A 12933-nucleotide genomic window follows, 5' to 3' on the forward strand; every position below is an offset into this window, starting at 1 on the left:
CACGGCACGGGGCACCAGGCACCGGGGCGTCCCGGCACCGCGCGGACATCGATGGGCAGGACGGACATCGAGGTCGGCGTCGGTGCCGGGACGCTTTTCTTCTGTGCGGCGAATGCCGTCAGCGGCCGGTGGCATGGCGTGGATGGCGGCGCGCCGACCGTTCGTTCCCCCGGCGGTAGTTGCCCCTCCACCGGGCCATCACCTGGGCGTCGCCGGACGTCACTTCGCGCAGGAACCACCCGGCCCGATCGCCATCGTGGCCGCCATCGTGGCCTCCCCCACCGACCTCGCGCGACCTGATTCCGTCCCGGATCCAGGCATCGTCAACCACGGGTTGACACTCTCCCTGCTGTCAACCTACGGTTGTCACATGACGAATCCAGGCGGACCCACCCATCCCGTACGCCTCGACGACCTGATCGAGGCCATCAAGAAGGCCCACCCAGACGCCCTCGACCAGCTCACCGACGCGGTGATCGCCGCTGACCACCTCGGCGACATCGCCGATCACCTCATCGGCCACTTCGTGGACCAGGCCCGGCGTTCCGGAGCCAGCTGGACGGACATCGGCAAGAGCATGGGCGTCACCCGCCAGGCCGCCCAGAAGCGGTTCGTGCCGAAGACGTCGGGCGACTCGGACCTCGATCCGAGCCAGGGCTTCAGCCGGTACACCCCGCGGGCGAGGAGCGTGGTGGTGGCCTCACAGAAGGAGGCCCATGCGGCGGGCAACGGTGAGATCGGCACCGTGCACCTCATCCTCGGGCTGCTCGCCGAACCCGATGCGCTCGCGGGGAAGATGATCCTTGAGCAGGACGTGTCGCTGGACGCCGTCCGGGAGGCGGCGACGGCGGCCCTGCCTCCCTCCGGGGGGCCGGTCCCCGCGCTCATCCCGTTCGACGCCGACGCGAAGAAGGTCCTCGAACTCACCTTCCGCGAGGCCCTGCGTCTGGGCCACAACTACATCGGCACCGAACACATCCTGCTGGCACTCCTGGAGCACGAGAACGGCTCGGGGGTGCTCACCGACACGGGCCTCAGCAAGGCCGCGACGCAGGAGCACGTGGAGGCCGCCCTGGCGGTGCTCAACGGGGCGCAGGGAGCACCGGCGGACGAGCAGGGGAAGGCGGACGGCTAGCGGGATCCAGGCCCCAGCAGCCTGACCCGAGAAAACAGAGGCCCACGCGAAAGCCGCCAGAGGCCCATGCGAAGGCCGATGGGCCCGGCCGGAAAACCGGCCGGGCCCATCGGCTCCTGTCGTGCAGGCGGAGGGTCGAGTGCGGTCAGTGGCCGCCCTCGTCCACGACTGCGACCTCCTCGATGTTCTGCTCAATGGCCTCGGTCGAGACCGCGGTGCTGCGGGCCCAGTAGTAGATGCCCAGCGCGAACACCGTGACGAGCACCATGTCCCACCACAGCGGGATGTGGCCCTGTCCGCCGAAGCCGCCCTGCCAGGCGATGAGGCCCATGCCGATCAGGTACACCGGCAGCCACTGGGCGGCCTTCCAGTCCAGCCGGGGCGCGTTCGGCAGCTGCTTCTTCGTCGCGTACCAGGCGTAGCTGCCGAGCAGCACGTACCCGAGGATGATCGCCCAGCCGAGCCGCTGCAGGGTGGTCCAGCCGGCCCAGTAGATGATCAGGCTGGCCACGACGAAGGACAGCGGCGAGATGATGTTGCCGCCGGGCAGGCGGTACGGACGCTCGCGGTTCGGCAGACGGTCGCGGAACACGCCGAACGCGAGCGGGGCGCCGGCGTACATCAGGACGCTCGCCGAGGTGATGAAGGAGACCAGCTCCTGCCAGCTCGGGAACGGCAGGAAGCAGATCACACCGGTCAGGAAGGAGATGATCAGGCCGAACCACGGCACACCGCGCTTGTCGATCCGCTCGAACAGCCTGGGGGCGTAGCCGTTCTTGCTCAGGCCGTAGGAGATGCGCGAGGTGGAGGTGGTGTAGATGAGGCCGGTGCCGCCGGGGGACACGATGGCGTCCGCGTACAGGACCCAGCCGAGCCAGCCCAGGCCGATCACGGTGGCCAGACCGGCCCACGGGCCGCTGATGCCGACGTAGTCCAGCTTGGCCCAGCCGTGCGCGAAGGAGGCCAGCGGCAGCGCGCCGATGTAGACCACCTGCAGGAGCGTGTAGATGACGGCGCCGATCACGACCGAACCGATCGTGGCGCGCGGCAGGTCACGCTTGGGGTTGCGGCTCTCGCCGGCCAGCTGGATGGCCTGCTCGAAGCCGAGCAGCGCGAAGATGATGCCGCTGGTGCTGATGGCGCTGAGCACGCCCTTGGCGCCGAACGGCGCGAAGCCGTGCGAGGTGAAGTTGTGCGGGTGGAAGTTGGTCGCCGCGATGACGAAGATCGCCCCGAGGGGTACGGCGATCTTCCACCAGGTGGCGGCGCTGTTGGTGTGGGCGAGGACCTTCACACCCAGGAAGTTCACCGCGACGAAGATCGCCATCAGGACGACGGCCACGATGAAACCGCTGGTGGTGAGGGTGCCATTGGCATGCAGGAAGCCCTGGGCCCACGACCAGTGACCGGCGTAACCGATCATGGCCTCGACCTCGATGGGCGCCACGGTCGCGGCCTGGAGCCAGGAGAACCAGCCGAACGACATGCCCGCCAGGCCGCCGAAGGCGTAGTGCGGATACCGCGCCGTGCCGCCGGCCACCGGGAACAGTCCGCCGAGTTCGGCGTGCACCAGGGCCAGGAGCACGATCGCGACCGCGCCGATGCTCCAGGAGATGATCGCGGCCGGGCCCGCAACGACCACGGCCTTCTGGGCTCCGTACAGCCAACCGGAGCCGATGATCGAACCGACCGAGGCCCACATCAGGCCGATCAGTCCCACGTCCCTGCGGAGGGAGCCCGGATCGCGTGTCTTCAGGGGAGCGATCTGGTCAACGCTTGCCATAGGAGGCCTTTCAAGACAGGGCTGGCCGAAAAGTTGCCTCAGATTAGAGAGCATTCAGAGCCCTGCAAAGAGCCGTTGACTGAATAGTTACATTCGGCGGAAATGCGTGCCCAATACAGAGATTTGGCGTCGGGCCATTCGGGCCGCCCCAGGGCGCCCAGTTGAGCCTCACAGCGCCCCCTGCACGCCGGAGAGCCACCGACCGATTACTCGTACGGGCCGGAAATTCCAGAATTCGAGTTGGCGAAAATTTGAACATTCACGGCGGATAAATTGGCCTGGCGGGTATTGCCCAGGGCCGGCTTTCGGGGTAGTTGCACGGGACGGGAGTGGCGAGGTCGGCCCGTCGGGGATGCGACTCGGACGGGCAGTCCGGTCGGCCCTGGCGATCCTCACCGCAAGCGATCACGATATGGCACCCCGACCAAATGCCGACCCCCAACACCCTTACGCATTCGGCAAGTTGCGGCATGGCGCGCCCACAGCTCCACGAAAAGACAGCACGCCCACACCGCTGGCCACCACCCGGACACTCCTCGTGGCCGGACTCGGCTGCCCGTCCTGAGGCTGGTTGCCGCCATGAACCACACTTTGTCCGCTTTAGGTATTGCCTAGGGGACTCGTACACCTCAGTGTCGATTCGGTCAGCCGTTGATCACGTCCCGGGAGGGCGGCGATCAGCAGCCACCGTGCCCAGCGCTCCCCCACCGGCACGCCAACGGCACCCCTGAGGCAGGGGACGCATCCGGGCCGCCCGCGCCGCTGACATCAAGCGCTCACATCCAGCCAAGGCAAGGTCCTCACGATGACTGAACCCGATACCGCCGTGCGCAGCACCGCAGCCGTACGCGGCCAACTGGACCGCTTCATTCAAACCCGGGAGTTCAGCTGCCTGGGCGCCCGCGCCGCACTCAAACGCGACACCATCACGCACCGGCACTACCGAAGAATGGGCGACGAAAGGTCGGCCCGGGAGAATTACCGCGACCTCCTTGAATACGTGGAGGCCGTGCGGCCCCTGCTGTCGGACCAGAGCTTTCGTACGTTCGTCGCGACGTTCGACGAGCCGGGGGCCGTCGACGAGCTCACCTACGAGGGGCTCATATGGCGACATCTCCAGCTCATGCATGACCTGGACAGCCGGACCTTCGGCCTGGACAAGGGCGCCTCGTCCGATCCCCGCACACCGAACTTCGGATTTCACACGGGCGGTCACGCGTTCTTCGTCGTGGGAATGCACCCGGGCGCGTCCAGGGCGAGCCGTCGCTTCTCGACGTCGGCGATCGCTTTCAACTCCCTGGCGCAGTTCATGCTTCTCGGTGAGAAGTTCTACTCGATGCAGGGCGCCATTCGCCGACGTGAGACCACGAACAACGGTTCCGTCAATCCGAGCTTCACCGTGTATGAATACGAGCAGCCCGCACGGCACTTCTCCGGCCGGTTCACGGAGGAGGACTGGACGTGTCCGTACACCTCGCGGCACGAAGCGGCGACCGAGGACTTCACCGAGGGGCTGCTCCGGCATGGGGTCCAGCACGGGGCCCCTCACGGACGATGAGCCAGGAGGAGGGCCGACAAGGCACTCCTCACCACAGTCCGGCGTCGACGCGTAGAGTCCCGGCCGGTAAGAGATCTTGGAAGCCGCACGTCAGAGAGCGGGAAGCACACCATGCTGAGTTCCTTCACCGACCTGTCCACCCCACTGGTGGCCGACGCATGCGTCCGCCATGGCGTACCGCTGCGCACGGCACCGGCCGGTATCCACCCCGTCGTCCCCGGCCAGCGGGTCGCCGGCCGCGCGTTGCCGGTGCGGCATTACGGCAGTGTGGACGTGTTCCTGGAGGCCTTCGCCCAGGCCGAAGAGGGCGACGTACTGGTCATCGACAACGGCGGGCGGACGGACGAAGCGTGTATCGGTGACCTGACGGTCCTGGAGGCCCAAGCGGCGGGCGTGGCGGGGCTGGTGGTGTGGGGCCTGCACCGCGACACACCGGAATTGGTGGACATCGGCCGCCCGGTGTTCAGCTACGGCGCCTGTCCGCCCGGCCCGGTACGGCTCGACGGGCGGGAGCCCGAGGCGCTCACGACGGCACGGTTCGCGGAGCACCTGGTCGGCCACGACGACCTGGTCCTCGGCGATGACGACGGTGTGCTGTTCCTCGCCGCCGAACATGCCGAAGAGGTCCTCGCCACCGCACACGAGATCCGGCGGACGGAACGCGAACAAGCCCGCAAGATCCGCGCCGGCCAGACCCTTCGCCACCAAACGGCCTTCGACGACTACCTGGCCCGCCGCGCCACCGACCCCACCTACACCTTCCGGCAGCACCTCCGCCGCATCGGCGGTGCCATCGAGGAATAGGAGAAGGCCCTGCCCCGCTCCCCTGTGCGAAGGTGTGGCTCATGGTCATGACACCGGACGGACGCACCGTACCGCCACCGCTCGCCGATGAACGCGCCACGCTGGAGGCCTGGTTGGACTTCCACCGCGCCACGCTCCCGCTCAAGTGCGAGGGGCTTGACGATCAGCAGCTACGGGTGGCCTCGGTGCCGCCGTCACCGATGACGCTGCTGGGCCTGGTGCAGCACATGGCGGAGGTGGAACGCAACTGGTTCCAGCGGGTGTTCGCCGGCCAGGAAGTGCCCGCGGTCTTCGCCGATGACCAGCGCGAGGGAGCGGACGATGGCTTTGCACTCGTTGCCGGGCGCGGGATCGACGAGGCGCTGGCGGTCTGGCGGGCGGAAGTCGCCCGGAGCCGCGAGCTGGTCGCGGGCCGTTCCCTGGACGACTCCGGCCGGCTCTCGGAACGAGAGGCCGGCCATGTCGGCGGCCAAGACGTCTCCCTGCGCTGGATCCTGGTCCACATGATCGAGGAGTACGCGCGCCACAACGGCCATGCGGATCTGCTCCGGGAGCGCATCGACGGCGTGACGGGGGCGTGAGCGGTGCGGGGCCGACACCACGGCCCCGCACCGAAGACAGCGGGCGGGGCGGCCACCAACCGGCCGCCCCGCCCCTGTGTCCCCGGCTTCACGTGGGCCAGTCACCTCGCGTGGCCGGGCACCTCACATCGGCGCGTTACTTCACGTCGACGTAGTCACTCGTGGACGTCGCCACCGACGACGTCGGCGTGCCGGCGAAGACGTAGCGCCAGGAACCGTCGGCCGACGCCTTCACGGTCGTCTTCAGGTTGCCGCGGCTGTCCGACGTCACGGTCTTGACGGTGCTGTAGCTGCTGGCGCCCTGCTTGCGGAACTGCAGCTGCACGGACTGGTTGCCGTACCCGCCATACGTGCCGGTGTCCCAGTTCGCCCGGGTCAGGGCACCGGTGACGGTGAGGGTCGCACCCGCCTTCACCGGCTCGGGCCCGGCGTTCGTGGTCAGCTTGGAGGCACGCTTCACCCAGCCCGACTTGTACGTGTCCTTGATGGTGTAGTCACCGTCCTTGCCCACCGCGGACACGAAGACGTGCCACCTGCCGGCGAGGAGGTTGCCGTAGATCGTGGAGGCGGGGTCGGCGACCAGGGTGACCGAGCAGGTGGAGGTCGTGGCGTTGACCTGCTGGCAGCTGCCGTGGTCGGTGCCCGGGGTCATGGCACCGTCCACACCGGTCTTGGAATCCAGGTCGGTGCCGTGCCACAGGAAGGCGTAACCGTCGTAGATGCCGGCCGGGTCGGTGGCGGTGACGGAGACGGTGTACGTCTTCTTCAGGCTGGTGCCGACCACGATGTCCTTGCCGCCGTTGACGGTGACGTTCGTGATCTTGGTGTCTCCCCGTGCGTCGTCCGCCCCGGCTACGGCGGGGGACTGCGCGGCGAAGAGCTGCGCCTTGGCGGCGCCGACGCCCGGGGCGTCCGCGGCCTGTGCGGCCGGGACGGCGAGGGCGGATATGGCCAGGGCGCCGGACAGTGCGGCGGCAGTGGCACGAATGCGCATGTGTTCCTCGAATGAGAGAGGGGAACCGCCGGCGTGGAAGACGGCCGGCGGGACCCGGATCGGTCGTGGAGTCCACTGACTCCGATCACGAGACCCCTGAAGGATGTGAAGGGTTGTGCGTTCACATGGAGTTCTTGTGTCCGCATGCACACGGCGCTCCCGGGCACGCGCCCTCTCATGGGACTCCTGAAGCAGATGGAACAGGTAGTGGAGGAGTGCGAGAGCGCGCTGATCGCCAAGATCGCCGGGAACGACCCCGTCGAGCTGTGCGACGACCTGCGGCGTGAATGCGACGACCACGCGGTCGTCTGCAGCCAGCACCGTGTCCTCGTGCCCAATGAGTACACGGTCGAACTCGCACCCGAGGTCCACGACGAACTGGCCGCGCAGGGCGGCCAGATAGGCCAGCGACTCACCGACGTACTGGCACACCACGCCGCGAAACGCGACTACGAGTGGGCCGGCCCGCTCACCGTCCACGTCACCGCGGCGCCCGTGCCGAACGGCCGCTACCGCATCACCAGTTCGGCCCGCACCCACATCCCCGCGGGTGCCCCCGCCCCACGGACGGGGTGAGCCCCGCGCGGACACCTCCGCCTTTCCCGAGGCGCCCGCCTCGGGCGCCCGCCCTTCGCGCCCGGCAGCTTTACGACGACACCTGCGGCGATGTCACGCTTTGCCGGGATCCGGCCACGTACGCCGTCGCCGTCGCGCACCGTTTCGCGCCGGGGGGCGGGTTTCGCACCACCTCACGCACGCCCTGATGACGACGCAACCGTCGGCGCAAACCTTCCTCCCGGGCATGGAGACCCGCGGGCCGCCCCCGCCCCCGTAGCCGTCGGCCCCTATCCTTTCCCGTCCGGCCCCGCATACTGACGGCCGAGTACTGGCCGGAAATTCTCCGGATTCGGCCGAACCGGCCGACGTGCCGTACGGGCGGCCTTCGGACAGGCCGAATGGCCCCTTGCCGTAAAGCCACTCCTCTGGGAATGCAATTCCCTTGAACGGGAAACCGCTCGGCCTTTTCGACGTCCGGAACTCGACTTCCGGGCGGGCCGCGGCGAAACATAGGTTCCTTTCCGAGGCACATGCCTTGGGAAAGTGCACCATCAACCTTTTCGCGTGACGCGCACAGCGTCACCAGGTCAGGAGGAGCCCGTGGCAAGTCGCAAGGCCATCGCCGCCGTTCTGTCCGCATCCGCCCTGCTGAGCGTGGGTCTGTTGACCACCGGCAGCGCGCAGGCGGCGACCGGCCCGACGATCCGGCCGGACGTGCGGTACACGTTCCAGAACGTCGGCAGCGACCGCAACCTCGACGCCTTCGGAAACGACACCCTCAAGTCCTGGACTCCCGACATCTCCGGAACTCAGGACTTCTACTTGAAGTCCGGAAGGTTCCAGGGTTACCAGCTGGAAAGCGCCATCCACCCCGGCCGGTGCGTCACGGCCAAGGGTATCGGGCAGCCGATTGCGCTGGATGACTGCAATTCCGGAATCCAGGCCCAGTACTGGGACTACGCGAACAGGGACGAGGGCTCGGCCCTCATCAGCCGTAAGTTCGCCAGGGGTTGCATTGCCGATGCCGGCAATCGCAGCGCGGTAGCACTCGTACCGTGCACGGGGTCCGACGACCAGCGGTGGATCCCCTTGATCGGCTGAGCCGTACGGCACCGGCTCAACCCGGCGGGGCGGCGTGCCTGACAGGCTTCCCGCCCCGCCGGGCGTTCAGCGCCGGGGCGATGACGGCGAAGGCCGGTCGATCAATTCGGCGGGGTCCTCGGCGCCGTCGCTTCCGCTCCACCGTTGCAGTGCGGCATCAAAGGCGTTCAGCGCCATGCCGGCGGCCATCCGCGGGTACAGGTCGGCGTCCGCATCGAGGTCCAGGCGATCCGCCAACTCCGCCGACAGGTCGGCAATCCGCTGTTCGCCCAGACGCCGGACCGCGGCGCGCTGCCCCAGTTGTACGCGGCGACCGCACCGGAGATGGAGAGCGGGGCCTTCATCGGCCCCGATGGCCCGGCCGAACTACGCGGCGGGCCGACAAGGGTACGGCTGTCTCCCGCGGCAGCCGATGCCGAGACCGGCCGCCGCCTTTGGGAGGTGTCGGAGCAGCTGACCGACGTGCGGTTCGCCCTCGCGGCGGTCGCTCAACGGCCGCCGGGCCACTAGGCACGTGCTGCCCGTCCCGGCCCCCGCACACCGAGGGCCGTGCTCAGCCGTTGGCTGTCAGAACGCGTGCCAGGTCGGGGACATCGGCGGCGACGAGGTCGACGTCGGTGGGGGTCGGGACCGGGGCCGCGTCCGGGCCCCATTCCAGCGGGCGGGGGATGTACGCGGTGCGGAGGCCGGCGTCGGCGGCCGCCGCCAGGTCGTCCGGGTGGCAGGCGACCATCAGGAGCCGTCGCGGTTCCACGTCGAGCAGTTCGGCGGCCGTCAGGTACACCCGCGGGTCGGGCTTGTACGACGTGGCCAGCTCGGCCGAGAGGAGGCAGTCGAAGCGGAGCCCGGCGTGCTTGGTGAGGCGGGCGAGCAGACCGAGCCCGCCGTTGGACAACGTTGCGGTGATCACGCGGCTGTCGTGGAGTCGTTCCAGACCGGCCGGGGCATCGGGCCAGGCAGGCAGCCGGTGCCAGGCCCGGACGAGCTCGTCCCGGTCCGCCTCGCCGAGGGCGTCGAGTCCGGCTCCGTGACCGGCCAGCGCCTCGTCGAGCGTGCGGCGGTGCAGACCGTCCAGGGGCAGCCAGGGCAGTTCGCCGGTCACGACCCTGAGCAGAGCCGGCCGGTACCGGCGGCGCCAGGCATCGCTGACGGCGTCCCAATCGGCTTGCAGCCCGGCCCGGTTGCCGACGGCGGTCAGCGCCTCCGTCACCCCGGACCGCCAGTCGGTCAACGTCCCGAATACGTCGAACACCGCGGCATCGATGTCCATGTCCGTCGTCCCCCGGTTTCTCGAAGCCGGTCGCCGCCCGTAGGAAGCGGGCGGCGGCCGGCGGCAACTGATGAGCAAGCAAGCGATGAGCAAGCTGCCGCGAGCGGTGGATCAGACCTTGCTGAAGCACAATGTGTAGCTGGCGGTGTGCCGGCCCACGTACTCGATGCCGTAGTCCCACTTCGGGTCGCACTTCTGGGCGGGCCCGGCCAACTGCTCGCCCAGCTTGTACTCGGCATCGGCAGAGCCGCAGTCGACGATCAGCGTCACCGGCTCGCCCTGGGGGTCCTTGATCTTGACGCAGTCGCCGATCTTCGGGTTGTACTTCTTGTCCGCCGCCTCGCGCCGGGCAACCCGATCGGCTTCCTCCTTGGCCTTACCGCCGTTGGGATTGGTGTTGTAGTCCCACACGTACCAGGCCCCGCCGCCGAAGACGGCCAGGATGACGACGGCGCTGATGAGCCCCCGCAACGGGCTGCGCTGCGGCGGTCGCTGCGGGCCACCGGGGGGCTGCGGGTGTCCGTGGGGCTGCTGTCCGTACGGCTGCTGTCCGTAGGGCTGCTGGACGGGCGGCTGGACCGGCTGCGCATAGCCGTACTGCTGGTGCGGCGGCTGGTTCTGGTACGGCGGCGGTGCGGACATTCCGGGGTCCCCCATGGTGGACTGCTCGACTGTGGCTGAAGATCAACAGGATGTTGACCGGGGCAGGCTACCTGCCGCGACCCACACGGCGAGCATCAGTCCCCCTCCGGATGAGCCTTCTGCCGCTCTGGGGCGTATGGGCGGTCGGTCCGGCACATACGGGTTGTCGGTCCACCGGAGTCCCCGCTATGCGGTGGTCCGGGCCGGCGCACCGTCATGGACGGTGACGAACGGGCCGTGTGCTGGAGTGCCGTCGGGCAGGTGCCAGCCGGCGGTGACGTGTCCGATCGCCGTAGTGACGGCCGGAGTTGTGCCGTCCTCGCGCTGCGGCTGGAGCATGCGGTGGATGGCGAGGGTGAGGTGCCTGGTGGCCTCCAGGGCCACGAGGGCGTCGGTGCCGCGCGGTCCGTTGACCACGTCCACGAGGGCGAGCGCGGCCGAGCCGCCGCTGACGCTCGCCTCGGTGGTGGCGGCGGTGAACGATGCGGTGACGGACGGGTCGACGGCTTCGCTCGCATTCTGGTCCTGGGCCTGGGCCTTGCCGGTGATGAGGGCGAAGAGCTGGGCGATCAGGACCGGGTCGTGAGTGCCGTCGTAGATCCAGCGGCGTCCCAGCACCCCGTGCTCCGTGTTTCCGACGAGCGCGTGCTCACCGCCCTCCAGCGGGGCGCCGCGGTAACTGAGCGGTACGTGGTACGTGACCGGCCGGTCGCCGGATGCGTCGGTGACGGCCATGAATTCGAGGCCCACTTCACCGTCCGGATCGTCGAGCCGGAAGCCCCCGGCCTTGGTGAGGTCCGGCGCGCTCCCGGTGCCGAGGTACCAGGGCTGCGTGGGCAGCCATGAGGTGAGCAGCTCCAGTTTGCTGGGCTTGAGTGTGGTGTGGTGGACGACAGCCATGTCGTCATCCTGCCATCAGGGCAGCCGGGCTGCCCCGCTGGATCGCCTACGCCCGGGAGAGGGCACGCGTCATGCCGGCGATCACCGCGTGGCCAGTATCCAACCGCCGGTGACCGAGGCCCAGACAAGCCACCGGCCCGGTCCGTGAGCGAGAAAGGCCTGCTGCTGTCCCAGGTCAAGGACGGGGAGGAGGACATCTACCGCATAGATGAACGGGGAGAAGTCCGGGTGCGGGCCCTTCGTGCCGTTCGCCGGAGTGGGGGGAAACAGCGAGAAGTAGCAAGCGGTGCTGGTGATTCCCAGGGTGAGCCAGCGTAGCCGTCAAGTCCCGGAATCCTGGATCCTTTGAGGGAGAGTGCGGGTAATTCAGCTCGCGTGAGATCGAGGGGATCGTCGAATGCGCATTCCTCGAAGAGGAGCGGGCAGACGGCCCGGCCGTGCCGCAAGGTCAGCCGGCCGGTGAGGCGTGCACCCCGTATGAGCACCTGGGCGGCTCTTCCCGCCGGCACCTGGGCTTCCCCCAGTGCCAGCCGGGTCACCACATCGGCTCGGATACGGCGTTCCGGGCCCCACTCCCCCGCGCCCTCGACCGCATCGAACTCCTCGTTCCCGACACGGAGATCGCATGCGCGCCCTTCGACGAACGCGGTCCACAAGAGCCGTTCGCTGTCGTTCATGTCGTCCGGTGGACGCATCGTCTTGCGCTCCCTTGCTCGGGACGGAAGTTCGCTGCCTGCGGCTCGCTCCCTGGAGGCCACCGTTCGAAGGCCAATGCTGCAAGCAACACCGCTGTCGCGGGGTGGCGTTACTACGATGTGGGGGCGTTGGGTCGTTCGTTCGGGGTGAGGTTGAGGGCGACGAGGGGGCTGGGGCGGATGGATTCGGTGCGGGGCACTGACGGTCGTACTGCGGGCGGGCAGGGCGTGGTGGCCGGGGTCGGCGGGGGTGGCCGGGGCGGGGTCCCGGTGCGGGAGGTGGTCCGGGAGGTCGTCGGTGAGGTCGCGCCGGACGAAAGCGTTCTGGTCGACGGGCTGTTGCGGATCGACGACGAGCGGGCCGTGGCGCGGCTGAGGGGGCGCGGGCGGGCCCGGGAACCTCTCGGGTTCGGGGTGCAGGAGGTCACGGCGCTGGTGACGCCGGTGGTGTGGCTGGCGCTGGACGAGGCGGCACGGAAAGTGGCGGGCGCGGCCGTCGAGAACGTGGGCCGGCGGTCGAAGGCGTGGCTGCGCAGGGTGGCGCGCCGGCCCGCGGCGGTCAGGGTCGTTCCCCCACTGACGGCGGAGCAGTTGGAGTCGGTACGGCAGCGGGTCCTCGAACTGGGGGCCGAGAGCGGGCTGGCGTCGGAGACGGCCACCGCCCTGGCCGAGCGGGTGGTGGCGCGGCTGGTGCTGCCGCCGCCGCGACGGGAGTTGGCGCAGGAGGGCGGGGACGGCGGTTCCGGGGAGCCGGGGCCGGAGGCGTAGGGGCGGCCGTCATGGGTGAGGGTGGGAAAGGGAACGGGAACGGATCAGCCGGGCGCCGGGCAAGCGCGGGGCCGGCGGCCGGCCCGGGTGTCGATGAGCGCGTCCTCGGGGCGGGCACGGGGTTGCGCTTCGTCTTGCTGATGG

13 protein-coding genes and 2 pseudogenes are annotated in these 12933 nt (G+C 69.2%); 8 read left to right on the plus strand and 7 right to left on the minus strand.

Annotation, left to right across the window (positions count from 1 at the left end):
• Window positions 1-118: 118 nt before the first annotated feature.
• Entirely contained in the window at window positions 119-313 is a 195-nt protein-coding gene (locus IG62_RS50080) for a hypothetical protein (RefSeq protein WP_078871981.1), read from the minus strand.
• A 57-nt stretch (window positions 314-370) separates the two neighbouring features.
• Between IG62_RS50080 and IG62_RS0112645 the strand changes: the two genes are divergently transcribed.
• Window positions 371-1135, plus strand: a complete 765-nt coding sequence (locus tag IG62_RS0112645; RefSeq protein ID WP_030801124.1) for a Clp protease N-terminal domain-containing protein — start codon at window positions 371-373, stop codon at window positions 1133-1135.
• A 145-nt stretch (window positions 1136-1280) separates the two neighbouring features.
• On the opposite strand, the gene IG62_RS0112650 is transcribed toward IG62_RS0112645, so the two are convergent.
• Window positions 1281-2918: an APC family permease gene (locus tag IG62_RS0112650; RefSeq protein ID WP_030801126.1), complete on the minus strand. Its 1638-nt coding sequence runs from the start codon at window positions 2916-2918 to the stop codon at window positions 1281-1283.
• 805 nt (window positions 2919-3723) lie between these two features.
• On the opposite strand from IG62_RS0112650, the gene gntA reads away from it, so the two are divergent.
• From gntA to IG62_RS0112665, 3 genes are all read left to right on the plus strand, one after another.
• Window positions 3724-4476: a guanitoxin biosynthesis heme-dependent pre-guanitoxin N-hydroxylase GntA gene (gene gntA / locus IG62_RS0112655; protein WP_051797999.1), complete on the plus strand. Its 753-nt coding sequence runs from the start codon at window positions 3724-3726 to the stop codon at window positions 4474-4476.
• A 111-nt stretch (window positions 4477-4587) separates the two neighbouring features.
• Window positions 4588-5280 (plus strand): RraA family protein, encoded by a 693-nt coding sequence (locus tag IG62_RS0112660; protein WP_030801131.1) that lies wholly within the window; start codon window positions 4588-4590, stop codon window positions 5278-5280.
• Window positions 5281-5321: 41 nt separating this feature from the next.
• Complete coding sequence (locus IG62_RS0112665) at window positions 5322-5861, plus strand: DinB family protein (RefSeq protein ID WP_030801134.1); 540 nt, start codon at window positions 5322-5324, stop codon at window positions 5859-5861.
• Window positions 5862-5997: 136 nt separating this feature from the next.
• On the opposite strand, the gene IG62_RS0112670 is transcribed toward IG62_RS0112665, so the two are convergent.
• A complete protein-coding gene (locus IG62_RS0112670) occupies window positions 5998-6855 on the minus strand; it encodes a hypothetical protein (RefSeq protein ID WP_030801136.1) in 858 nt (285 codons plus the stop codon).
• 177 nt (window positions 6856-7032) lie between these two features.
• Between IG62_RS0112670 and IG62_RS0112675 the strand changes: the two genes are divergently transcribed.
• Together IG62_RS0112675 and IG62_RS0112680 are read left to right on the plus strand one after the other, a co-directional pair.
• Window positions 7033-7431 (plus strand): DUF3662 domain-containing protein, encoded by a 399-nt coding sequence (locus IG62_RS0112675; RefSeq protein ID WP_030801138.1) that lies wholly within the window; start codon window positions 7033-7035, stop codon window positions 7429-7431.
• 582 nt (window positions 7432-8013) lie between these two features.
• A complete protein-coding gene (locus tag IG62_RS0112680) occupies window positions 8014-8514 on the plus strand; it encodes an RICIN domain-containing protein (protein ID WP_030801141.1) in 501 nt (166 codons plus the stop codon).
• A 16-nt stretch (window positions 8515-8530) separates the two neighbouring features.
• Here IG62_RS0112680 and IG62_RS44565 read toward each other — a convergent pair.
• Window positions 8531-8766, minus strand: a pseudogene (locus IG62_RS44565) (hypothetical protein); the annotation flags it as partial.
• On the opposite strand from IG62_RS44565, the pseudogene IG62_RS0112685 reads away from it, so the two are divergent.
• A pseudogene (locus IG62_RS0112685) lies at window positions 8764-9024 on the plus strand (short-chain dehydrogenase); the annotation flags it as partial. The pseudogenes IG62_RS44565 and IG62_RS0112685 overlap by 3 nt on opposite strands.
• Window positions 9025-9067: 43 nt before the next feature.
• On the opposite strand, the gene IG62_RS0112690 reads toward IG62_RS0112685, so the two are convergent.
• The 3 genes from IG62_RS0112690 to IG62_RS0112700 form a co-directional block, all read right to left on the minus strand.
• Complete coding sequence (locus IG62_RS0112690) at window positions 9068-9784, minus strand: haloacid dehalogenase type II (RefSeq protein WP_030801146.1); 717 nt, start codon at window positions 9782-9784, stop codon at window positions 9068-9070.
• A 111-nt stretch (window positions 9785-9895) separates the two neighbouring features.
• The gene (locus tag IG62_RS0112695) at window positions 9896-10441 is read right to left on the minus strand and encodes an LppU/SCO3897 family protein (RefSeq protein ID WP_234326452.1); all 546 of its coding nucleotides are present in this window, start codon (window positions 10439-10441) and stop codon (window positions 9896-9898) included.
• Window positions 10442-10612: 171 nt separating this feature from the next.
• Window positions 10613-11326, minus strand: coding sequence for a maltokinase N-terminal cap-like domain-containing protein (locus IG62_RS0112700; protein ID WP_030801151.1), 714 nt, complete (start codon window positions 11324-11326; stop codon window positions 10613-10615).
• Between the two features lie 875 nt (window positions 11327-12201).
• Between IG62_RS0112700 and IG62_RS47790 the strand changes: the two genes are divergently transcribed.
• On the plus strand, window positions 12202-12789 hold the full coding sequence (locus IG62_RS47790) for a hypothetical protein (RefSeq protein ID WP_199812464.1): 588 nt from the start codon (window positions 12202-12204) through the stop codon (window positions 12787-12789).
• Window positions 12790-12933 lie beyond the last annotated feature (144 nt).

This window comes from Streptomyces sp. NRRL S-337 (genome assembly GCF_000720175.1).
Classification (GTDB): domain Bacteria; phylum Actinomycetota; class Actinomycetes; order Streptomycetales; family Streptomycetaceae; genus Streptomyces; species Streptomyces siderophoricus.